This is a genomic window from uncultured Stenotrophomonas sp., assembly GCF_963519925.1.
GTDB classification, from domain to species: Bacteria; Pseudomonadota; Gammaproteobacteria; order Xanthomonadales; family Xanthomonadaceae; genus Stenotrophomonas; species Stenotrophomonas maltophilia_AE.
Genome location: NZ_CAUQPH010000029.1, coordinates 1 through 22,679, shown reverse-complemented (window position 1 = coordinate 22,679; position 22,679 = coordinate 1). Strand labels below are relative to the sequence as shown.

Genomic DNA, 22,679 nt, shown 5'->3' with positions numbered 1-22,679 from the left:
GAAGGAGGAATTACAGGTCGACGCCGAAGCCGAGGCCGGCCGAGCGGTCGTCACTGCTGAAGGCGCCGCCGATGCTCATCGAAACGCGTTCGCTCAGGGCCTTGGAGTAGCCCACCGACAGCGCGCTTTCGCCGTTCTGCCAGCCCACGCCCGCGGCCACGCGACCGCGCGGGCTGCGCGAGTTGGCAGCGTTGATGGCCATGTTCATCATCGCGCTGCCCATCGCGCCCTGGCGGTCCAGTCGCTTGTCCTGTGCGTTCAGCCGTGCGTTGACGTCATTGCGGAGCAGGTCGAAGCTGTCGTTGAGGCCCTGCAGGCGCGAGTCGGCATAGGCGTTGGCGCGGGTCAGGGTCTGGGTGGCCGTGGTGTCGGTGTAGCTGTTGGCCGACGCCAGCGTGGCCGCGTCGGCGTCCTGCACCTGGGCGACGTTGGCCGCGTCGGTGCCTGCGGTGCCGGCCGCCACCTGGGTGATGCGGCGCTGCTGGCTGGCATTGCCGACCGACACGGTGTTGGCCTCGTCGGCCACCGCGCCTTGCCCCAGTGCCACCGCGCCGCTGGCGCTGGCATGGCTGTCAGCACCCACGGCGACGGCGTTGTCGGCGCTGGCATCGACCACGGCATTGCTGCCCACCGCCACGCTGTTGGCGGCGCCCACGCGGGCCCCGCTGCCTACGGCAGTGTCATTGGCGTCCGCGGTGCTGGAGCCGGAGCCCAGGGCAAGACCGTCGCCCGTGCCCATCGGCATCTCCGATGCCACCGGTGCCGGCGGCGGCGCGGCCGCTGCGGTTTCCAGCACGGCCACGCGGCCCTGCAACCCGTTGAATGCGGCGTCGATGGCATTGAAGGTGGCGCCGACGTTGGTGTACGTCCCGCCCTGGAAACCGAAGCCCGGCGCGCTGATGCCGCTGGCGTTTACCGCCGCGCCGCCGCCGAGTGCGGTGGCCACTGTATCGCGCTGTGCGCCGAGGGTGCCGCCCACGTCGGCCACCACGGCATCGAGCTGACGCTTGTTCACCGCATCAGTCGCGTCCACGCCGTTGTCGACGTTGACGACGCGGCGCTCGGCGCCGGCGCTGCCGACCGACACCACGTTGTCCTGCTCGGCGGACGCATTCATGCCGATGGCCACGCTGTTGAGGCCGTACACGCTGGCGCCGCTGCCGATCGCCACGCTGCCGGCGGTTTCCACTACCGCGTAGCTGCCGATCGCCACGGCATCGTCGCCGCCGGCGTAGCTGTTGTAGCCGGTGGCCAAGGCGTAGTTGCCGGTGGCAAACGCATTGGTGCCGGCCGCCACCGCCGATTCGCCCGCGGCGTAGGCATAGGTGCCCAGCGCCGTGGCGGAATCGCCGCTGGCCTGGCTGCCCTCGCCCACCGCCGCGCTGGACACACCGAGTGCCTGCGCGTTGCTGCCCAGCGCCGTGCTGCCCAGGCCCACGGCCTGCGCCGCGGTGCCCATGGCCAGTGCGGAGGTGTCCGACGCCAGCGCGCCGGTACCGAAGGCGATGGCGTTGCTGGACTCGCCACTGGCGCCCGGGGCGGTCTTGGCATCCTGGCCGAAAGCGATGTTGCCGGTGCCGGTGTACCCGTCGGCGTATGCGTTCTCGCCAATGGCGATGTTGCGATGCCAGGTGGCGGTAGCCTGGTCGCCGAGCGCGATGCTGGCCACGCCATAGGCCATGCTCTCGCTGCCGATGGCGATGGCGTCGGCGTCGGCGGCGGTCGCTTCGCGGCCCACTGCAACGCTGGAACGCCCGGCGGCCTGGGCGAAGAAGCCGCCGGCGAACGAGCCGGACACCACCTTCGCATCGGTGCTGTCGTAGTTGCGGATCACGCTGGTCGGTCCCGGGTTCTCGGTGTCGCGGTCGCCGGTGCTGGCCGCCGGGCCCAGCGCGGTGGCGTAGTTGCCGAACGCATAGGTGCCGCTGCCGAACGCGGCAGTGCCCAGGCTGGTGGCGAACGCCTTGCCGTAGGCATTGGAGATGTTGCCCGGACCGCGCGGCGCGCTGCCGAAGGCCTGTCCCCAGTCCAGCCAGCCGCCCACCGCCACCGAGCCGGTGCCCAAGGCGTAGGACATGTAGCCCAGCGCGCTGGAATACGGGCTGTAGGCGATGGAGGTGTAGCCGATGGCGGTGCCATTGGTGCGCACCGACTGGGCACCGGCACCGATGACAGTGGAGTTCTGGTCGGGCAGCCAGTTCGGGCTGAAGGGGGTGTACAAGGTGTCGCCCCCGGTGGCTGCGCCGGCGCCGATCACCACGTTGTTGTTGCCCTTGGAGGTGGCGCCGTTGCCGATGGCGATGGAGTTCACCGCCGACTCGACCGCAGTGAGCTGGGCGAAGCTCCCGCCCCAGTCACTGACAAAGCTGGTCTGGTTGCCCTTGTCGCCGGTCACCGTGGCGCCGTTGCCCAGCGCGATGGAACCGTTGCCGTTGACGGTCGCATTGTTGCCCATGGCAATCGAGTTCTGTGCCGGCGTCTCGTTGCGGGTCTCGACCTTGGTGATCACACCGTTGGCGTCCTGGCTGACCGTCACGCTGCCGTTGATCGCGCGCACCCGGCTGCCGGTGCCCAGCGCGATGTTGTTGCTGCCGTTGGCCACGGCAGCACTTCCCATTGCCACGGAATTGACGCTGCTCCCGGACGGGGTGGTGGCGACGGTGGTGCTGGTCTGCTGCTGCGGGCTGCCCTGGGTGTAGGTCGAGGTGGTGGTGGTGGCCGCGCCCGAATGCACCGCGCCAGCCTGGTTGCCGATCGCCACGCTGCCATCGCTGGCCGTCACCGCACGCACCCCGATGGCGGTGCTGTTGGCGCCCAGCGCCTGGGCCGCGGCGCCGACGGCGGTGGCGTTCACGCCTTTGCCCCAGGTGATTTCGTTCGCATCGACCAGGCCGTCACCGTCCAGGTCCACCCAGCTGCCCATCGCGGTGCTGCCGCTGCCGGTGGCATTGGCGTTGGTGCCACAGGCCAGTGCGTGGTCGCCGGTTGCGGTGCTGTCCAGTGGCAGCACGACGCCGCTGGCATCCACCAGCTGGCAGTTCACGCCAGCGTAGGCCGGCACGGTGAGGACGGACAGGAGCGCAGCGGTCAGCGCTTTGCGATGCAGGGTGCGTGAGGTCGGAAGCATGGGCGGGCTCTGGGTGGGAAGACCCTAGAACGCCGCATCCGCTCCGGATGTGCATGACGCCGCCGTGACATTGACGCCAAAACCGATGTCATCGAGGTGACATGGGTGACATTGTGGTGAAATCCGCACCAATCGGCGGTCGTGCTAGCCCGCTTCCCCATCCAGCAGGCGCTCGACGAACGCTGCCGCGTTGCGCATGACCTCGTCGAAATCCTTGCCTTCGGGCACATTGGGCTGCAGCAGGCGGCGCTCGCCGATCGCGATCAGGAACACGAAGGCCGGCTTGCCCTGGGGCTGCCAGGCCGTGACACGGTAGTCGGCGTGACCGTACGTGGCGTCCATCGTGGCGCTGGCTACCGGCGGATGCGCTGCCTCCGTAGTGGCATGCGGGGTTGGCTCCTCCGTTCCGGAACCGAAGCGCACGGCCCGGGCGGTCGGGTAGCGGCTATGCCGTCCCCATGCGCCAACCGGCGCTTCGCTTCGCTCGGTCAGGTCCCGCCCCATGTAAGGACTCAGGGGCCGCTCCATCAATCGATTGGACGCTGTTCTGGCCATGTGCATTCGCACCCATGCCGCTCACCTGGCTGGAGTCTGGGCGCAATGACCGAGCCCGCGCATCAGTAAAGCTACCTAGCTGCCCCTGCAGCAGGCGTTGCTCACCAGCGATAACGTGCGCCAATTCGCAGAATCGACTCCGTGTAGTGCTGGCCGCCCTGCTGGTAACCCACGTTCGCCCACGCACTCCAGTCCCGCCCCCACCCGACGTTGAGGCCGAGTTTCAGCTCGTAGCGGTTACCCGGATACAGGTCGCCCAGCTGCACGCCATTGAACGCCAACCGGTCCGGTACGTGGTCGTGCCACCAGTTCACCGTCACGTAAGGCTGGTAGCGGTGCTCGCCGGACACCCACGTGCGGTGCGTGCGCAGGCCAAGCCGCGCGACCCAGCCCGTGCCGTCGGCGCTGTCAACGCGGGTGCCGTTGACTTCGGTGCTTTCATCGCCCTGGTAGTCAAGGAAGACCAGCTGCAGTTGCGGTTCCACGAAGCCGTCGCTGCCCTCCCCCAACCGCAGTGCGTACCCCGCTTCCACCGAGAGCGCCCACGTGTGCGCGTCGTACCGTACGTCGGGAAGCCGGTCACCCTGCACGGTGTTGCCATAGCGGCCATGGTTGACCCAGCCATCCAGGTACAGCCCCGCTGCCGCGGGCCCGGTGGCATACCAGGTGGTGTAGGCCCCCAGGCTCCATCCCTCGGTCGTGCCGCGCGAGCGCGCGGGGTTGCCGCCCGCGATGGCGTGGTTGCTGGCCCTGCCATGGCCCAGCATTCCGCCAAAGTGCAAGGTGCCCTGTCCGTAGCCGACCTGCCAGCGTCCGACGTCGCCGCCGGCCTGCACCAGGGTGGCGTCGGTATCGATGTCGAACGCGCGGTCACGACTGCGGCTGCGTCCGTCGCTGCCGACGACCCTCACCCATGCCGAGGCGTGCGTCATTTCCGCCGCGACATCGCCGCGCTGGGGCCAGCCGTTTTCACCCAAGCGGTCGTGCAGGCTGTGCACGAACATGGCGGCGGCCTGGCGCTGGTTGGCCAGGTAGGTGCCGACTTCCGGACGGTACAAGGGCTCGACGTCCCGCACCGGGGCCTCGGGCACGACCGGTGGAGGTGCCGGCGGAGGGGGCGGCGCAGGCGGGTCGGGCGGTGCAGGTGGCTCGGGAGGTACGGGTGGCTCGGGAGGCGGGGACGGATCCGGCGGCACCGGAGGAACGGGCGGCGTTGGAGGAACCGGAGGCGTCGGGGGAACAGGAGGAACGGGCGGCGGTTGCGGCGGTGGGTCAGTGGGCAGGCGCTGCGAGGTGAGGAACCACGCGTCCGGGCGGGACGCGTCCCGGCTGCCCCGAACCAGCTGGTACTCGTACGGCCCCTCCACCACGCGCTGCACCAGCGCAAAGGCGCCCGCATGGGTGACGGCGCCGCCCTGGGTGTCGACCAGCAGGATGCCATCGCCGGCGGTCAGCGCGCCCTCGCCGCCGCTGCGACGTACGTGCACCCCGGTCTGGCCGCTGGCAGTGCCGCCCACGATCACCAGGCGATCCGACGGTGACACATCGCCCGCCAGCCACGTGTTGAAGGTGATTGCCCCGCCCTCGCCCAGGTAGTCGGCCACCGTAAGTGTCTTGTAACTCGCCAGGCCTTCAGCAGGGCCAAGTGGCAGGCCGAACACAATGTCACTTGCACGATTGGTCAAGCGGGTCACCACCGAGGAACCGCTCATCGACCAGCGCGACGCGGCCTGCAGCTCCATGTCCGACGTGCTGCCCGGCTCGGTCAGCGCAGCGCCGTCGAGCATTGCGCCGGACGCGGTCATGGCGAGCGTGCCGCTGCGGGTGCCGACCGCGGCCACGGTGAACAGCGTGCCGCTTCCGCCGCGCACGTCCACGCCGTCGGCCAGGTCCAGCTGCAGGCCTGAGCCGGCCACTTCAATGGCCGCCGCCTGCGCGCTCACCAGTTGCCCGCCGGACACCGAGGCACGATTGGACCGGGTGCTGCTCGCGGTGCTGGAATACAGCCCGGCAGCCTCCGCGCCCTGCGCAAGGATCACGCTGTCAATGGCGGTCAGGCTGCCGCCGGAGATGACCGCAAGGCCATGCGCCATCGCGTTGCTGGTGGTCACCGCGGCATCCTGCAGCAGCAGCGTCGGCGTCCCTTCCACGAACGGGCTTCCGGTTGCCACCGCGCCGTAGGCGCCGACGCCGGAGGTCGTGATCGTGCCGTTGGCAAAGCGCAGGGTGCCCACGGTGGCCGGTGCGAGTACGGAATGGGAGGCGTGTACGCCGTAAACGCCGTCGGCGGGCACCAGCACGCTTACCTGGTCGGCCTCCAGCTCACCACCCAACGCAAACAGCCCCGCGCCCTGGCGCAGGAAGGTGGTGCCGAACGTAGCGCCGCTGGGCTCGATGGTCCTGACGATGCCGCCGTGGTTGTCGCTCATTGTCAGCGCAGAATCGCTGATCGCAACGCGTGAGCCCGTGTCGGCGACCACGCCCATGCCGGCGCCTTGTATGCCCAGGCGGCTGGCGGTGATGTCCGCCCCGCGCGTGGCGGTGATGCCGGTGCCGGCAATGCCGGTGAACGTGATCGATGCGCCATCCACTGTGCCGGCGGGTACCAGGGTGTTGTCGGCGACGATGCCTGCGGTTCCAGCATTGACCGTGGCCGGATTGCCCAGCGTGAGCTGGGTGGACGCATCGGCAAACACGAGCCCGCCGTTGGACAGGTACAGCCCGCTGACGTCGTGGCCGCTGTTGGCGATGCGCGTGCCGTTGCGCGCGTCGATCACGCTGCCCGCCTCCACCGCCATCAGTGCGGCGCCGCCGGGCGCGCTGTCGGGACCGCTGAGCGCGATGCTGCTCCCGTCGATCAGCACCACGCGGCTGCCACTGTCGGCGCGGACGCCGTAGGCGCTGCGCGAAAAGGTCGACACGAGATCAATGCCCAGCGTGACATCGCTGCCCTGCACGGCGCGGATGCCGTAACCGGAGACGTTGTTGCCGGTGGTGGCGTTGTGCATTTCCAGGCGGATGCCGCTGCCAACGGGCTCGGTGAACCGGCTGTTGCTCACGCTGATGCCGAGTACGCCCAAGCCGCTCGCATTGAGCTGGATGAGCGTCTGCGAGCCCATCAGCACCTGGCCGCCGTTGATCATGTCGACCGCATGCCGGGTCGACGGGGTGGAGGTGATCACGGTCGCACCCGGGCGCAGATCCACGCGGGTACCCACGTTGGTTGAAGACACGGCCGGCTGGGTGTTGGTGGCGCGCAGTTCCGTTCCGGGCGTGACCTCGCACGTGCCGGCGGCAAGCGCGATCCGCGCCGACACCACCACGCAGGGATCCGCGCGGGCCGACGGCGCAAACCCCAGCGCTGCGCCGAGTGCGATCGCAAATCGGGTCCCGTGCGTGGCCCTGCTCGGCATGACGGTCCCCTGCCACGGCGCCGCCCACGGGCGGCTTGCCTGGGCCACCATGGTCCTCCGGCGCCGCAGCGGTGTACCGCCACTCGTCGGCAGGCACCACCAGTAAATCTACTTACCCGCCCTTCCACGCGCTTTTCATGCGCCGGGTACAACCCTGTGCGCAGTCCGGTTCACGCCGCGAGGAACGCCCCATGCTGCCCGCCCTGCTCCGACGTATTGCCGTACAGCTGTTCGACAATGGTGTACTCAGGCTGATCTTCGAGAACACGCGCAACATGGCGGTGTCCTCGCTGATCACCGCTGTGGGGCTGGAAGTGGTCCGCGCCGGGCCGGGTGACCTGGATCTGGTCAACCCCACGCTGGCCGGCTACGTGGTGGTCATCATCGGGGTCAGCCTGTTGCTGCTGAACCTGGGCGACGGGCTGTGGCGGCTGAGCCGCATGAAGTCGCACCTGGTCCTGCAGCTCCTGCTGTGCGGCGCCTACGCCTTCATCTTCTGGCGCGTGGTGTACCTGGTGCTGTACTTCAAGGCCGGTGGCGGGGCGAGCATGAATACCGGCGGCTGATCCGCTCAGCGCTGGTCCTTGAAGATCTTCCCGTCCTTCATGATCACGTTGAAGTTCGCGTCCGGGTTGGTGATCACCGTGATGTCGGCCAGCGGATCACCATCCACCAGCAGCAGGTCGGCCAGCGCGCCCTCCTCCACCACGCCCAGGCGGCCGGCATATGGGCTGCGCTTGCCGGACAACGCCAGCAGCTCGGCGTTGGTGCCGGTGGCCATGATCAGGGTTTCGGCGGGCGTGTACCAGCGGGTCAGGCTGGCCAGGATCTGGTTCTGCTGCGCCGCCAGCGCGCTGGAAAACAGCACGTCGGTGCCGAAGGCGGTCTTGAGCTTGTACTTGATCGCGAAGCGGTAGGTCTGGTCGGTGCCGGCGAATACCTCCTGCGCCTTCTGCCACTGCTCCGACCCCTGCGGGAAGGCATTGGCCAGCTCCGGCGGGAACGGCTGGGTACTGAGCCAGGTGCCGGTATCGCGCATGCGCCGCGCGGTGGCGTCGTCCATCAGGCTGGCGTGTTCGATGCACTTCACCCCGGCGCGGATGGCACGCTGGATTGCCTCCGGCGTGTACGCATGCACGGTCACATAGGTACCCCAGTCGCTGGCCGCTTCCACCGCCGCGCGCACCTCCGGTTCGGTAAAGGTCACCACGTCCAGCGGACTGTGCGGCGAAGACACCCCGCCGCCGGCGGTGAGCTTGATCTGGCTGGCGCCGCGCATCAGCTGCTCGCGCACGCGCACGCGCAGCTCGTCGGGGGTATCGGCGATGGCGCTGTCGCCCAATACGTCATGGCGCGAACCGGGCTGGCCCAGCGTACGTGGCAGGTCGGACGGCTCACGGAAATCGCCATGCCCGCTGGTGACGGTGATCATGGCGCCGGACGGAAAGATGCGCGGTCCTTCCGCATGCCCCGCGTCGATCGCCGCCTTCAGGCCCCACACTGCCCCACCCACGTCGCGCACGGTGGTGAAGCCGCGTAGCAGCGTCTTCTGCGATTCGGCGCCGGCCACGATATTGATGTAGCCGGTATCGGCGGTCATCAGCGACTGCATCGGAATGCCGGCAAACATGCTGTGCCAATGCATGTCGATCAGCCCAGGCATCAGGGTGCGCCCGCGGCCGTCGATGACGCGCGCCCCAGCCGCGTCGATGGGCGCGGTGGAAATCCGCGCGATGGTGCGGCCCTGGACCAGCACGTTGCTGGGCGCGGACAAGCGTGCATGGGTGCCATCGAAGATGCGCACGTTGGTGAACAGCACCGCCGCCGGCGCAGCTGCAGAGGGTGATGGCGCCGCCGCTGCGGCGCCCTGCGCCTCCTCCGGCAATGGATGCGCGGCACTCGATGCAACCAGCGCGAAGGAGAGCGCGGCACCCAGCAGACGGCCGGACAGTCTATCCAACATGGCACTACTCCCCCGAGCGATGGTCTGGCTGGTATAGGAGGCGCTGCGTTATAACGGCGTGTACCGTGCACCGCGTTGCGGGATTTACTGGTGGTGTTTTCACCAGTGCATAACGCCGCGCGCGGAGTAATGGCCTGGTCCCTTCAGGAGCGACCGCCATGACCGTGCTGTCCCGCCTTGGCAAGGATCCGGATTCGATCGGCATGGCGATGAAGTCGAGCTGGCCGCGGCTGCTCATCGTCGGCGTGCTCCTGTTGCTGCTCGGCGCTTTCGGCATCTATGCGTCCTCCTTCATGCTACGCACCATGACCGTGCTGATCGCCGGCCTGCTGGTGATCGCCGGCGCGCTGCAGCTGACCGAGGCGTTCCTGCTGCATGGCCTGCCCAGCTTCGCGATGACCATCGCACTGGGCGCGGCGCAGATCATCGGCGGCATCGCCATCTACACCCACCCGGAATGGGCCGCCTACGCGGTAGCGACGACGGTGGCGGCGGTGCTGGTGGTGCAGGCGATCGCGCAGATCAGCCTCGCGTTCCGCTTTGCACCCGGCGGCAAGCGGTGGATATCGCTGGTCTCCGGCCTGGTCGCACTGGTGGCCGCGGTGGTCTGCGTCAGTGGCGTGGCCTGGGCCGGACGCGCCTCCGCATCGTGGGGCGTGGGGCTGGCGCTGGTCGCGATGGGCGCTGCTTACATCGCCATCGCCCTGCTGTTCCGCCAGGATCGCGCGCCGGTCGCGGCCGACCCGCGCTAGAACGCGCCTTCCAGGTAGGTGTAGATGTAGTTGGAGCCGCCATCGACCGTGCCCAGCATCCGCGCCGAGCCGAAGATGCCCGAGCGGTGCGATACCCCGAAGCCGAAGTACAGCTCGCGCCAGCGCTCGCTGCCGAAGATGTCGCCCACGCTCACGTCGATGCTGGGGTCCAGGTAGTTCAGCACCTTGGAGGTGTTGCGTTCGCGACGCGCCTGCGACTGCACTTCGGCGTACGGTACGCGTTCGGCGTAGGACACACCGAAGCCGAAGCCGATCCGGGTCTTGACCCGGTGCGACCACGGGAAGCCGTAGTAGAAGCCTTTCATGTAGGCATCGATCTGCCAGGCGTCCGGCTGGTAGCCACGCTCTTCATGGCGGAGCACGCCGACATACCCGACCAGGTCCAGCGGCCAGCCGTTGAGACCGGACACGAACGGCCGGCCCACGTGCACGCCCCAGATGTCGGTGGGATCGTCATCGTTGAGGCTCACGCAGCTGAAGGTCATGATCTTGACCAGGTGGCAGCCCTCGTCCGAATCGCGGCCGTAGAACACCTTGACGTAGGTGGGCGTGTCCTCCTTGTCCCAGCGCACCTGGCCATTGCCGAAGTCGTAGGCGGCGCCCAGCATGCCGCCCCACTCGACGTTGCTGTCCACCAGCGGGCTGCTGCGCACTGCGCTGGAATAGCGCTTGGCGAACACGCCGCCGAGCAGGCTCCAGTTCTGCAGGATGCGGTAGCGTCCGTACAGCCCCGCCGTGACATCCACCCCGCTGCCTGCCGAGTACGCGCCGCGTTCCGCGGTGACTTCGTCGTCTTCCACCCCGAAGTAGTAGTCATTGAGCTTGGCGCTGCGCCAGCCCAGGCTGATCACCGGCTGCAGCGCCCAGCGATCGCCGCGCCATGTATGGCCGTAGGCGGCTCGGACCTCGGTGCCATTGGAGCTGCCGGAGATGTCCTGGCGCACGCTGAGGTCAAGCGCGTGGTCGTTGCGCTTGAAGTAATACCGTGCGCCGATATCCGCTTCGCTGTTGCGGGTTTCCATGCCCTGCAGGATGTCCGGCGTCTCGTCTTCCGGGTAGCCTTCGAGCCGCCGTTCGACGAACAGTTCAAGACCCTGGTCCTGGCGCGTGGCGAAACGCATGCCGGCTGCATTGGAGCGCAGGAAGAAGCGCTCGCCTTCATACAGGTACAGCGGCATCAGGTCGACGCGATCGTCCGCGCCCTTGTACGGCGAGGTTTCGATCCGGCCCAGGAAACCCAGCCCGGCACTGCCGGGCTCTTCCAGGAGGGTGCCCAGCATGGCGTCCTGCGCGGCCAGCGGTGCCGACGCGGCCAGGGCGGCGGCCAGCACGGCGAGTCGATATCGGGATTGGGCGCGCATGTGGCCTCCTACTTCACGAAGTCGTACTTGAGCGCGGTCTGCAGGCGGAACACGTCGCCGCTGTCGCCGCTCTGCTCCTGCAGCTTTCCGTACAGCAGTTCGGCGCCCCAGCTCCAGCTGGACGATGGTTGCCAGACGATGTTGGCTGCGGCGTAGTCGCTGCGCCGGAACGCGCTCGGGTCGAGCAGGTCGTCGCGCTCCAGGTACAGCCGGCTGTAAGTAAGGGTGGAGCGCCAGCGCTGCGTCCAGTGATGGGTGTAGCCGACCCAGCCGCCATACTGCTGCAGCACCTGCAGGTCGCCCTGCGGGTCGACCACGCCATCGAGGTTCAGTCCGCCCAGGTCGCCGAGGAAGGCGGCAATGCCCTGCCCGCCCAGCGCGCCGAACACGAAGTAGTCGCCGTTGTCGCCGCCGCCCCATGTGCCGCTCAGCGCAAGGCCGCCGGCCATGGCGCTGTCGCTGCCTTCATTGCTGTCCTGCGCCGAGTCATAGGCGAGGTAGCGCAGCAGGCCCGAGGCCTGCAGGCTGCCCCACCCCGCTTCGTGCCTTGCCGCCAGCACCAGATTGGGCGCCGCGGTGCGCGAGCGCTGGGTAGCGCCATCGAACTGCAGTTCCGGTGCGCGATGTTCGGCGGCCAGGATGATCTGGTTGCCGCCGCCCAGCGGGAAGTACTGGCGGATGCTGGCCAGGCGCGCCGACGGCGAGGCGGGCGGACCGGCGAAGTCCAGCGTGTCGGGACCGGAATCCAGGTCCATGAAGGCCGACCAGCCAAAGCCCACATAGGTGTTGCCGAGCTGGCCCCAGGCGTGGCGCAGCCGATAGCCGTAGCCGCCGCCGGAACCGAAGAAGTCGTTCTGCACCAGGAAGCGCAGCTGGCCGGCGCCGGTGTCGCGGCGCCCTTCCAGGGTGAGGCGGGTCTGCCGCGCGTGCATGTTGAAGCGGGTGCTGTCGCGCCCGCCGTCCACCGGGATCTCGGAGGTGATGAACTGGTCGCTGTCGCCGGCGTCGCCGCTGTCGAACATCGCATCCAGCTTGGCGTAGCCGCCCAGCCGCAACCAGGTGCCGGTGCCGGGGATCTGGAAGAAGCCTTCCAGATCGTCGCCGGGTGGCACTTCGTTGTCGGCGCGTGCGGTGGCCTGCTCGTCTTCATCGAAGGTCTCGTGCGCCGGCAGTGGCGAGCGCGGCACGTTCAAGGTCGCCGGCGTCGCAGCGACCAGCGGCGTGGCGGGCACCGACACCGTGCCCGGCGCGGCGGCCACGCCGGTGCTGGGCGGTGCGGGCGTGGCAGGTGCCGCCGGGGCGATGCCGGCCTGGCCGGACTCGAGCGCCTGGATGCGCGCGGTGAGCATGTCCACGGTCTGGCGCAGGCGCTGGATTTCAGCGTCCTGGCTGGCGTCGCGGGTCTGGGCGGCAACGGCGCCGGGCAGCAGCACCGAGGCAAGGCAGAGGGTTCGGACCGGAATGCGCATACAGTGCGTACCTCGCAGGATAGTGGGGGAATCTCAGTCGGCCGGGCGTTCCCGCAGCGCCTGGCCGCCGCCCAGTGCGGCGTACAGGTTCACCGCGTCCTGCAGCGCCGCGGCGCGCAGCTGCAGCAGGTTCTGTTCGGCAGCGAAGTGGTTGCGTTCGGCGTCCAGCACTTCCAGGTACGGGGTCAGGCCCACGTCGTAGCGGTCGTGTGCGGTCACCACCAGCGCCTGCTGCACGTCCACGGCGCGCATCTGCGCCTGGATCTGCAGGTCGTTCTGCTCGGCAGCGACCAGTCCGCTGGCCACTTCGCGGAAGGCGTTCTGCACGGTGGACTGGTACGCCGTTTCGCGTTCGTCGCGGACGGCAGACGCACCGTCCACGCGCGCGCGCCGCGCGCCCCAGTCCAGCAGCGGCAACACCGCGCCGCCGCCAAACGACCACACCCGGTTGCTGTCCGAGACCAGCCCGGACAGTTCGCTCGACGCGTAGCCGCCGGCCGCGGTCAGGGCGATGATCGGGAAGTACAGCGCCCTTGCGACACCGATGTTGGCGTTGGCCGCACGCAACTGGTGTTCGGCCAGGCGGATGTCCGGGCGCGCTTCCAGCAGTGCCGACGGCAAGCCCGGATCGAGCCGGGTGAGCTGCGCGTCGGGATCCAGTGGCAGCCCGGCCGGCAGCACCGGCGGCAGCGGCGTGCCGACAAGGAACTGCAGCAGTTGCAGCGACTGGCCGCGGTTGCGGCGCAGCTGCGCCAGCTGCAGTTCGGTCTGGGTCACCAGCGCATACGACTGGTTGAAATCGATGGAGGAGGTCAGCCCCGCGTCCATGCGCAGCTGCGCCAGCTCCAGGGTTTCGTTGCGGCTGGCCAGGGAACGCTCGGCCAGCACGATGCCTTCGTCGCTGGCGCGCACCGCGTAGTAGCTGGCGGCTACGTTGGCCACCAGCGACAGTTCGGCGGTATTGCGTGCTTCTTCGGTCGCCAGGTACTGGCGCCGCGCCGCTTCGTTGAGGTTCGCCACCCGCCCCCAGAAATCCAGCTCGAACGACGGGATGCCCACCTGCACGCCATAGCTGTCCACGGTGACCCGGGGCGCGCCGTCGGCGGCACTGAGCGGGGTGCGTAGGCGCTGCGCGGAGGCGTTCGCGTCCAGCCCGGGCAGGCGCTGGCTGCGCTGGATGCGGAACTGGGCGCGGGCCTGCTCGATCCGCGCCGCCGCCCCGGCCAGGTCGCGGTTGTACACCAGCGCCTGGCCGATCAGTCCGCGCAGCACCGGGTCGTGGAAGAAGCTCTGCCAGGCAATGGCCGGCGCGGCACCACCGTCGGCCGCGCTGGACGGGTACGCCGCCGGCACCGGTGCCTCGGGCCGAACATAGTCCGGTGCCAGGTTGCAGGCGCACAGCTGGCAGGCCGCCAGCACCACACCCCAGCGCAGCAACGTGCGCTCAGCCATGGCCGCCCTCCCCGTCCTGCGCCGTCGCCGCCGCCGCTGGCGGCTGGCGGTCACGCGCCCGCCGCCGCAACACGAAATAGAACAGCGGGGTGAAGAAGATGCCGAACACGGTGGCGCTGAGCATGCTGCCGAGCACCCCGGTGCCCACGGCCTGGCGGCTGGCGGCACCGGCGCCGGTGGCGACCACCAGTGGCACCATGCCGACGATGAAGGTGAGGCTGGTCATCAGGATCGGCCGCAGGCGCTGCTGCGCGGCCTGCAGGATCGCGTCGCGGACCGGCACCCCGCGCGCTTCCTCGTCGAGTCCGAACTGCACGATCAGGATCGCGTTCTTCGCCGCCAGGCCGATGATGGTGACCAGGCCCACGGTGAAATACACATCGGCGGACATCCCGCGTGCGGCGGTGAACACCACCGCGCCCAGGATGCCCAGCGGCACCACCAGCAGCACGATCACCGGGGTCACCCAGCTTTCGTATAGCGCCGCCAGCAGCAGGAAGGCGACGACGAAGGCCAGCCCCAGCAGCATGCCGACCTGGCCTGAGGCTTCGCGTTCTTCGCGCGCGGTGCCGGTCCACTCATGGCGCATGCCCGGCGGCAGCACCTCGTCGGCGATGCGCTCCATCTCCACCAGCGCGGCGCCGCTGGACACACCGGGCGCGCCCTGCCCCGACACCGTCGCCGACAGGAACCCGTTGTAGCGCTCCACCTGCTGCTCGCCCACCGTCCAGCGCGTGGTCGCGAACGCGGAGAACGGCACTGACTGCCCGTTGCTGCCGATCACCCGCAAGTCGGACACGTCCTCGGCGCGCATGCGCTGTTCGGCGTCGCCCTGGATGAACACCCGCAGCACATTGCCCTGGCGCACGAAATCATTGACGTAGGCCGAACCGAACATGATGCCCAGCGCCTGGTTGACCTGCGACAGCTGCACCCCGAGCGCACGCGCCTGGGTACGGTCGATGTCCACGAACAGCTGCGGTGCGCGCGGCATCCCCTCCGGACGCACCCCGGTCAGCCGGTCGCTGGCCGCGGCACGCGCGGTGATCCCCATGGCCGCGGCCGTCAGGGCCTGGCCGCCGACGCCGCTGCGGTCCTCGATCTTCATGCTGAAACCGGACGCGTTGCCCAGCGACTGGATCGCCGGCGGATTGAGCGCGAACACCTGCGCCTGCGGAATGCGGGTGAACGCCGCGCTCATGCGCGCGGCCAGCGACATCGCGCTGCGCTCGCTGCCGCTGCGTTCGGCCCACGGGTGCAGGTCGACGAACGACATGCCCACCGCCTGGCCCTGGCCGAAGAAGCTGAAGCCGATCACCGTGGCCACGTTGCGCACTTCCGGTTGTTGGCGCAGGATCGCCTCGGCCTGTTCGGCGGCGGCGCGGGTGCGCTCCATGGTGGCACCGGGCGCGGCGTTGTAGGCGACGAAGATGTAGCCCTGGTCCTCGGTCGGCAGGAAGCCGCCGGGCAGGCGCGCGTACAGCAGGCCGGTGAGCAGGGTCACCCCCACGAACACGCCGATCCACAGCCACGGCCGCACCAGCATGCCGCCCACCCAGCCGGCGTAGCCGCGGCTGCTGCGTTCCAGCCCGGTGTTGATCGCTCCGAACAACCGCCGCGCCGGACCGCCCTTGCCCACCTGCTCCTTGGCCGGACGCAGCATCGCACCGCAGATGGCCGGCGCCAGGGTCAGCGACAGGATCGTCGACACCACCAGCGATACGCTCAGGGTGACCGCGAACTGACGGTAGATGCCGCCGGCCGAGCCGGGAAAGAACCCCATCGGAATGAACACCGCCAGCAGCACCAGCGTGGTGGCGATGATCGCGCCGGACAGCTGGCCCATCGCCTTGGCGGTGGCCTCGCGCGGGGGGAGCTCTTCCTCGCGCATGATCCGCTCGACGCTTTCCACGATCACGATCGCATCGTCGTTGAGGATGCCGATCGCCACCACCATCGCGAACAGCGACAGCAGGTTGATCGATACCCCGAACGCCAGCAGGCCCAGGCACGCGCCCAGCAGGGACACCGGCACCACGATGGTCGGCAGGAACACCGCGCGCCAGCTCTGCAGGAACAGCAGCACCACGATCGAAACCAGCACCAGCGACTGCAGCATGGTCACGGCCACGCCATTGACCGATTCGACGATGAACGGGGTGGTGTCGAACGGCGTGGTCCACTGCATGCCATCCGGGAAGCTGCCCTCCAGGTCCTGCATGCGCTGGCGCACTGCGGTAGCGGTGGACAGCGCATTGGCGCCGGTGGCCAGCGACACCGCCAGCCCGGCCGTTTCCTGCCCGTTGAGGCGCAGGTTGAAGGCGTAGTTGTCGTTGCCCAGCTCGACCCGCGCCACATCACCCAGTCGCACCGTGGCCGCACCCGGCGTCGCCCGGATGATCACCTGGCGGAACTGCTCGGGGGTACTGAAGCGGCCGCGCATCACGATCTGCGCGGTGGTTTCGGTCGACGGCGTGGTCGGCTGCAGGCCGAGGCCACCGCCGGCGGTCTGGGCGTTCTGCTCGCGCACCGCGGCCATCACCTCGCCCGGCGAGATGCCGTAGCTGACCAGCTTTTCCCGGTCCAGCCAGATCCGCATCGCGTAGCTGGACCCGAACAGGGTCACATCGCCCACCCCGTGCACGCGGCGCAGTTCGTCGGCGATGTTGCTGTTGGCGTAGTCGCCCAGTTCCAGCGCCGAGTAACGGCCTTTGTCGGATTGCAGCGAGATCAGCATCAGGAAACCGTTGCTGGCCTGGGTCACGCGCACGCCCATCTGCCGCACTTCATCCGGCAGGCGTGGCTCGACCCGGGCCAGGCGGTCCTGCACCTGCGAGCGTGCGATGTCCAGGTCGGTACCGCTGCGGAACGTCACCCGGATCTGCGCGGTACCGTTGGCGCGGCTGGTGGAGGTCATGAACAGGAAATCGTCCACCCCGCTAAGCTCGTTTTCGATCACCGAGGTCACGGTGCGGTCCAGGGTCTGCGCGTCGGCGCCGACGAAGGTGGCCGAGATGCTCAGGCTCGGCGGCGCCACGTCCGGGTACTGTTCCACCGGCAGGGTCGCCAGCGCGATGCCGCCGAACAGGATCGCGAACAGCGCGATCACCCACGCCATCACCGGCCGGTAGACGAAGTAGCCGCTCATGGCGCCTCGGCCTTGGCCTTCGCAATCGGCGTGGACTGGATGGCCACCGGCTGCCCCGGCTGGATCTTGTGCCAGCCGTCGACGATCACCCGGTCGCCCGGGGTCAACCCGCTCTGCACCACCCAGCGACCGTCGGCTTGGCCGGCCAGGGACACCACGCGCCGCACCGCCACGTTTTCGTCGTTGACCAGCATGACGCTGGCCTCGTCCTCACCGACCTGGATGGCGCGCTCCGGCAGGCTGAAGCCGTTGCGGATACTGCCCAGCTGCAGGATGCCGCGCACGAACTGGCCCGGCAGCAGCCGGCCGTCCGGATTGGCGAAGCGCGCCCGCAGCGTACGGCTGCCCGTGGCCGGATCGATCGCGGTTTCGCTGAAATCGACAACGCCCTCGGCGGGAAGGCGCTCGCCACCGTCGAGCAGGATCGTCACCCGCACCTTGCGGTTGTCGCCGACGTCGATGCGACCTTCCTGCACGCCGCGTTCCAGCGCGTTCATCGATATGTTGGAGGGATTGAAGATGACGAATGCCGGGTCTACCTGGTCGATCCGGGTCAGCAGCGTGGCCGCCGCCGCACTCACCAGTGCGCCTTCGCTGACCTGGGCGCGGCCGGTGCGACCCTTGATCGGCGCGCGCACGGTGGCGTGGTCCAGCTGCAGCTGTGCGCGATCCACGGCCGCCTGCGCTTCCATCATCGCCGCGTCAGCCTGCCGGAACGAGGCCTGCGCCGATTCGTACTCCTGCACGCTGACCGCTTTTCGCTGCACCAGCGTGGACAGGCGCGCGCGAAGCGCCGAGGTCTGCGCCTTGGCCGCACGTGCCGAGGCCAATGAGGCGCGTGCCTGCTGGACCCGGGCGCGCAGGTCGCGCGGATCGATCTGGAACAGCGGCGCGTTGGCCTCCACCTCGGTCCCGTCCACGTACAGCTGGCGTTCGACGATGCCGTCGGCGCGCGCCCGCACCTCGGCCGAGCGGCTCGCTTCCACCCGTCCGGGAAGCTCCACCAGGTTGGGCACCGCCTGTGCTTTCACCACCTCCACCGCCACCAGCGTCGGCGGTCGCTCGGCCGTGTCGCCGCCGCCACCGCGCCCACATGCGGTCCCCAGCGCAACACCCGCCAGCAGCCATGCACGCGCCATCCACCCAAGGGATTGCATCCGTCCGGTCTCCGCGGTCCTGCATGGCGGGGCGGCGCGGGGCCGACCGCCGTGCGATGAAAGGTCGTGGCGCTGCGGTTAGAAGGCCACCGCGTCGCGGATCAGTGGACAGGTCATGCAGTGACCACCGCCGCGGCCACGCCCCAGCTCCGCGCCCACGATGCTGATCACTTCAATGCCCTGCTTGCGCAGGTCGGTATTGGTCTGCGTGCTGCGGTCGTAGGCGACCACCACCCCGGGCGCCATCGCCACCAGGTTGTTGCCGCTGTCCCATTGCGAACGTTCGGCGGCATAGCGGTCGCCACCGGATTCGACGATGCGCAGCTGCTTGAAGCCCAGCGCTTCGGCGACCACGTCGTTGAAGTGCTTCTTCTCGAACACGATCTCGAAACCGGGTGCCTTGTCGCTGGGATACAACGACACGGTGTGGATCTGGTCGACGATGCCGGGGAATACCGTCACCACGTCACGGTCGGCGAAGGTGAACACCGTATCCAGGTGCATGGCGGAGCGCAGCTTGGGCATTACCGCCACGATCACGCGCTTGGCCGCGCCGTTCTTGAACAGCGACTGCGCCAGCTGGGTGATCGCGGTGCGCGAGCTGCGCTCGCTCATCCCGACCAGCACCACGCCGTTGCCGGGAATCAGCACGTCGCCGCCTTCCAGGGTCGCATTGCCGTGGTCCACGGTCGGGTCGCCGAACCAGATTGGGAAGCTGGCCCTGGTGAAGTCCGGATGGAACTTGTAGATCGCCGTGGTCAGGATGGTTTCTTCGTGCCGCGCCGGCCAGTACAGCGGATTCAGGGTCACGCCCTGGTAGATCCAGCAGGTGGTGTCGCGGGTGTACAGGGTGTTGGGCAGCGGCGGCAGCAGGTAGCCGACGATGTCCGGCTGCTCGCGTGCCGCCTGCAGGGTGGGACCGGCGAAATCGTCGGGCAGGTCGAACACGCTGAGGCCGCCGATCAGCGTCTCGGCCAGCTCGCGCGGTGACAGCGACTCCAGGTAGGCACGCACTTCGGCCATGAACTCCACGCCTACTTCATTGGCGTTGATCTGGTGGTCCAGGATCCAGTTGCGCGCCTCTGCGTTCTCCAGTGTCTCGGCCAGCAGGTCGTGCATCTCCACCACGTCCACGCCGCGGGCGCGCATCTTGGACATGAAGTCGAAATGGTCGCGCTTGGCATTGTCGACCCAGATCACGTCGTCGAACAGGAGGTCGTCCTTGTTGCGCGGGGTCAGCCGGCTGTGCGCCTTGCCGGGTGCGCAGACCATCACCTTCCTGAGTACGCCAACTTCGGAATGAACGCCATACACCGGTGCACTGGACATTGCGGGCCTCTCCTGGGTCACGAAACGTGGGGAAAACACGGCCCCGCACGTACTCGCGGTCGGCCGATGCTGCGTATGCGGTGCGTGGACAAGTAGCCCTCGAACAGTAATGCGTGCGTGAACGTCGGTTTCCGGATAGTGGCCGGAAACCCCTACAAATCGTGCATCTATTGGCGCCGTAGGCATGCGCCGCGCCTTCACGTTCGCGTTACCGGCCGCGTTGTTAATCGCTGCTGCAAGGAGTACTTGACCCGCAGGGAGGGCGGAATCCACCTCATCGTTCCGCGCAGTCACTTGATGGAGACACACACAATGAAACTTCCACATGCAGGCGTGGCCACGGCGGTCCTGGCGTCGGCCCTGTTCATGGCGGGCTGCGCGACCCAGACCACGCCTAGCACGTTCAACCGCTCGGAAGTCGGGCGCGCCCAGGACGTCCAGATGGGTACCGTGCAGTCGATCCGGGCGGTGCAGATCCAGAATGACTCGCGTGGCGTGCCGACGCTGGTCGGCGCTGCCATCGGTGGCGTGGCGGGCAGTTCGATCGGCGGTGGCAGCCGCGCCAATGCCATCGGCGCCATCGCCGGTGCAGCGGCCGGTGGCGCGGCCGGCAACGCGCTCGCGCGTGGCGCGCGCAATGGCGTGGAGATCACCGTGCAGCTGGAGAATGGCCGCACCGTGGCGGTGGTGCAGGATGGCAACCCGAACGACTACCGCGTTGGCGACCGCGTGCGCGTGTCCAGCGATGGTGCCACGACCCGCGTAACCCGCTGACCCGGGACTCACCCAGGCTGGCCCGTCCCCGCAGGACGGGCACGCCATCCTGTTGTCCATCGAGGGAGCCGCCATGCGCCGCCTGCTGATTGCCCTGCTCGCCGTGACCACACTGGCGGGGTGCGCCACCACGCCCACCCTGACCACCCAAGAGCGCTTCAACCTGTACGTGCAGCACGCCGGCGCGCCGGTGGCCTCCTTCCGCCTGGCCCGCTTCGTCCGCCAGACCCAATGGACGCCGTTGGGCGACCGGGCGCTGGCGGTGTGGACCAGCCAGAGCGTGGGCCACCTGCTGGAACTGCGCGGACGCTGCACCGGTCTGTCGATCGCACATACCGTGGAGATCACCAATTCCTTCGGCACGGTCAACGCCCGCTGGGACAGCGTGATACCGCGCACCGCCAGCGTGGCCATGCCGCAATCCTGCCGCATCATCCGCATCCGCCCGCTGGACGGCCTGGCGATCCGCGACGCCCGCCGCGAGATGCGCAACACGATCTACGGCACCCGCCCCGCCGACCTGGTCGAAGACACCGGTCCGGATATCACCGATCAGCCGGTCGACTGAGCGGCGCACCGGCATGGAGAAACTGCGCAGCATGCTCCGCCGCAATGTCTCGCGCAGTCTGTTCGATGCGCGCTGGATCATGGCGCCGTTCTATTTTGGCCTGGTGGTGGCGCTGCTGCTGCTGTTGTTCGTGTTCCTGCGCCAGTTGCTGAACTATGTGCTGCGCATCGCCGACATGGGCCCGGCCGACGCGGTGCTGATGGCGCTGTCGCTGATCGATCTGTCGCTGGTGGCCAACCTGATGCTGATCGTCACCCTGGCCGGGTACGAGAATTTCGTCACCCGGATCGACTCCGGTGGCGAACGGCGGCCGCAATGGATGGGCATGGTCGATTTCGCGGCCATGAAGAACAAGTTGATGGGGTCGATCATCGCCATCTCGGCGATCGCCCTGCTGCGCATTTTCATGAAGATCGAAGAAGGCAGTCGTATCGACCCGGAGGTGCTGCGCTGGATGGCCGGTATCCACGGCATGTTGCTGCTGTCGGCGCTGGTGCTGGCGGTCACCGAGCGCCTGGCCCGGCACCGCCTGCTGCCGCCGCAGGAGCCGCCAGCCACCACGCCGCCTCCCACCACGCCGCCTCAGGCCTGACTCAGTCGCTCCCACCGCCGCGGCGCTGCTCGATCTGCTGCCGACGCAACGGGTCCAGCAGGTCCTGCAGTCGTGCCGTGTCCCTCCGGTTCCAGTCGCCCTCGCCCAGCACGGCCTGCCAGCCCGCGATGTAATGCGCCGGCGCGAAGACGTGGCCGTACCCCATAGGCGTGCGGTCGGCCAACAGCATGTCCAGCGCCAGCTGCAGCATGCTCACCAGCGGATACCAGCGCACCGCAGGTGACACATCCGGTGCACGGGGCCCGACCATCCAGTCCGGCTCGCGCCAGGCGTCGTTAGGGGTGAAGAACGTGATCGGATCGCTGGCGTACTGCAGGTACACCACCCGCATCCGGCCCCACGGCGCGTCGACCGGTACCGGCGTGCCGTGCTGGTTCATGAAACGCACCGCGCGGCTGTCACGGAACACCGGCAGCCACTCCGGCGAACCGGGATTGCGCTGGTTGGTGGTCTGCCGCCAGGTGCGGGTGGCGAAGGGCGGACCGCACCACAGCGCGCCATCGATCGGGCTGTCGATCATGTCGAACAGATTGACCGAGCGTTCGGAATTCATCGCACCCAGGCTCAGCCCGTGCACGAACAGCCGCGGGCGTGCGTCGGCCGGCAGCGTCCGCCAGTATGCATAGACCTCGGCGAACAGCAGCCGTGAGGTCTCCTCGCCGTACTCGGGTTCAACCAGCAACGACAACGGACTGGACAGATAGGAGTACTGCACGGCCACGCTGGCCACGTCGCCGTGCAGCAGGTATTCCAGGCTGTCCGCCGCCGCCGGGTCGACCCAGCCGGTGCCGGTCGGGGTGATCACCACCAGCGTGGAGCGCTCGAATCCCCCCTGCCGTTGCAGTTCGCGCAGCGCCAGCCGCGCACGCGCGCGCGCGTCGGGGGCCGAGGGCAGCCCGGCATAGACCCGGATCGGTTGCTGCGCGGGCCTGCCGGTGAACGCCGCGATCTGCGCCGCATCCGGCCCGGCGCTGACG

16 protein-coding genes are annotated in these 22,679 nt (G+C 68.8%); 5 read left to right on the top strand and 11 right to left on the bottom strand.

From position 1 onward, the window contains the following. Positions 1–10: 10 nt before the first annotated feature. The 3 genes from RWO33_RS07885 to RWO33_RS07875 all read right to left on the bottom strand — a co-directional run bounded on the left by RWO33_RS07885 (position 11) and on the right by RWO33_RS07875 (position 7,095). Complete coding sequence (locus RWO33_RS07885; RefSeq protein ID WP_314103905.1) at positions 11–3,127, bottom strand: YadA-like family protein; 3,117 nt, start codon at positions 3,125–3,127, stop codon at positions 11–13. Positions 3,128–3,271: 144 nt separating this feature from the next. Then, positions 3,272–3,469, bottom strand: a complete 198-nt coding sequence (locus RWO33_RS07880) for a hypothetical protein (protein WP_314103903.1) — start codon at positions 3,467–3,469, stop codon at positions 3,272–3,274. Positions 3,470–3,783: 314 nt separating this feature from the next. Next, positions 3,784–7,095 carry an autotransporter outer membrane beta-barrel domain-containing protein gene (locus RWO33_RS07875; protein ID WP_314103901.1) on the bottom strand — a complete coding sequence of 1,104 codons (3,312 nt, stop codon included), beginning with the start codon at positions 7,093–7,095 and terminating at the stop codon, positions 3,784–3,786. Positions 7,096–7,286: 191 nt separating this feature from the next. On the opposite strand from RWO33_RS07875, the gene RWO33_RS07870 reads away from it, so the two are divergent. Next, the gene (locus RWO33_RS07870) at positions 7,287–7,661 is read left to right on the top strand and encodes a hypothetical protein (RefSeq protein WP_314103899.1); all 375 of its coding nucleotides are present in this window, start codon (positions 7,287–7,289) and stop codon (positions 7,659–7,661) included. Positions 7,662–7,666: 5 nt separating this feature from the next. Here RWO33_RS07870 and RWO33_RS07865 read toward each other — a convergent pair whose 3' ends face one another. After that, positions 7,667–9,058, bottom strand: a complete 1,392-nt coding sequence (locus tag RWO33_RS07865; RefSeq protein ID WP_314103896.1) for an amidohydrolase family protein — start codon at positions 9,056–9,058, stop codon at positions 7,667–7,669. Between the two features lie 158 nt (positions 9,059–9,216). Here RWO33_RS07865 and RWO33_RS07860 point away from each other — a divergent pair, with 158 nt between their 5' ends. After that, positions 9,217–9,810, top strand: a complete 594-nt coding sequence (locus RWO33_RS07860) for a DUF308 domain-containing protein (RefSeq protein ID WP_314103894.1) — start codon at positions 9,217–9,219, stop codon at positions 9,808–9,810. On the opposite strand, the gene RWO33_RS07855 is transcribed toward RWO33_RS07860, so the two are convergent. The 6 genes from RWO33_RS07855 to arcA all read right to left on the bottom strand — a co-directional run bounded on the left by RWO33_RS07855 (position 9,807) and on the right by arcA (position 19,747). Further along, the gene (locus RWO33_RS07855) at positions 9,807–11,192 is read right to left on the bottom strand and encodes a MipA/OmpV family protein (protein WP_314103892.1); all 1,386 of its coding nucleotides are present in this window, start codon (positions 11,190–11,192) and stop codon (positions 9,807–9,809) included. The two genes, RWO33_RS07860 and RWO33_RS07855, sit on opposite strands and share 4 nt — an antisense overlap. Before the next feature lie 8 nt (positions 11,193–11,200). Beyond that, positions 11,201–12,661 (bottom strand): DcaP family trimeric outer membrane transporter, encoded by a 1,461-nt coding sequence (locus tag RWO33_RS07850; RefSeq protein ID WP_314103890.1) that lies wholly within the window; start codon positions 12,659–12,661, stop codon positions 11,201–11,203. A 33-nt stretch (positions 12,662–12,694) separates the two neighbouring features. Continuing rightward, positions 12,695–14,113: an efflux transporter outer membrane subunit gene (locus tag RWO33_RS07845; protein ID WP_314103888.1), complete on the bottom strand. Its 1,419-nt coding sequence runs from the start codon at positions 14,111–14,113 to the stop codon at positions 12,695–12,697. Continuing rightward, on the bottom strand, positions 14,106–17,261 hold the full coding sequence (locus RWO33_RS07840; RefSeq protein ID WP_314103886.1) for a multidrug efflux RND transporter permease subunit: 3,156 nt from the start codon (positions 17,259–17,261) through the stop codon (positions 14,106–14,108). The genes RWO33_RS07845 and RWO33_RS07840 overlap by 8 nt, the downstream gene beginning before the upstream one ends. Beyond that, complete coding sequence (locus RWO33_RS07835; RefSeq protein ID WP_145477638.1) at positions 17,258–18,418, bottom strand: efflux RND transporter periplasmic adaptor subunit; 1,161 nt, start codon at positions 18,416–18,418, stop codon at positions 17,258–17,260. The genes RWO33_RS07840 and RWO33_RS07835 overlap by 4 nt, the downstream gene beginning before the upstream one ends. 78 nt (positions 18,419–18,496) lie before the next feature. Next, positions 18,497–19,747, bottom strand: coding sequence for an arginine deiminase (gene arcA, locus RWO33_RS07830; RefSeq protein WP_314103884.1), 1,251 nt, complete (start codon positions 19,745–19,747; stop codon positions 18,497–18,499). 312 nt (positions 19,748–20,059) lie between these two features. On the opposite strand from arcA, the gene RWO33_RS07825 reads away from it, so the two are divergent. From RWO33_RS07825 to RWO33_RS07815, 3 genes are all read left to right on the top strand, one after another. Continuing rightward, positions 20,060–20,521, top strand: coding sequence for a glycine zipper 2TM domain-containing protein (locus tag RWO33_RS07825; protein ID WP_222116585.1), 462 nt, complete (start codon positions 20,060–20,062; stop codon positions 20,519–20,521). A 73-nt stretch (positions 20,522–20,594) separates the two neighbouring features. Then, entirely contained in the window at positions 20,595–21,089 is a 495-nt protein-coding gene (locus RWO33_RS07820; RefSeq protein WP_314103880.1) for a DUF6491 family protein, read from the top strand. A 31-nt stretch (positions 21,090–21,120) separates the two neighbouring features. Then, entirely contained in the window at positions 21,121–21,681 is a 561-nt protein-coding gene (locus RWO33_RS07815; RefSeq protein ID WP_314103878.1) for a TIGR00645 family protein, read from the top strand. A 1-nt stretch (position 21,682) separates the two neighbouring features. On the opposite strand, the gene RWO33_RS07810 is transcribed toward RWO33_RS07815, so the two are convergent. Next, positions 21,683–22,679 (bottom strand): alpha/beta-hydrolase family protein (locus RWO33_RS07810; RefSeq protein WP_314103875.1); only part of this gene is annotated, 997 nt, incomplete at its 5' end.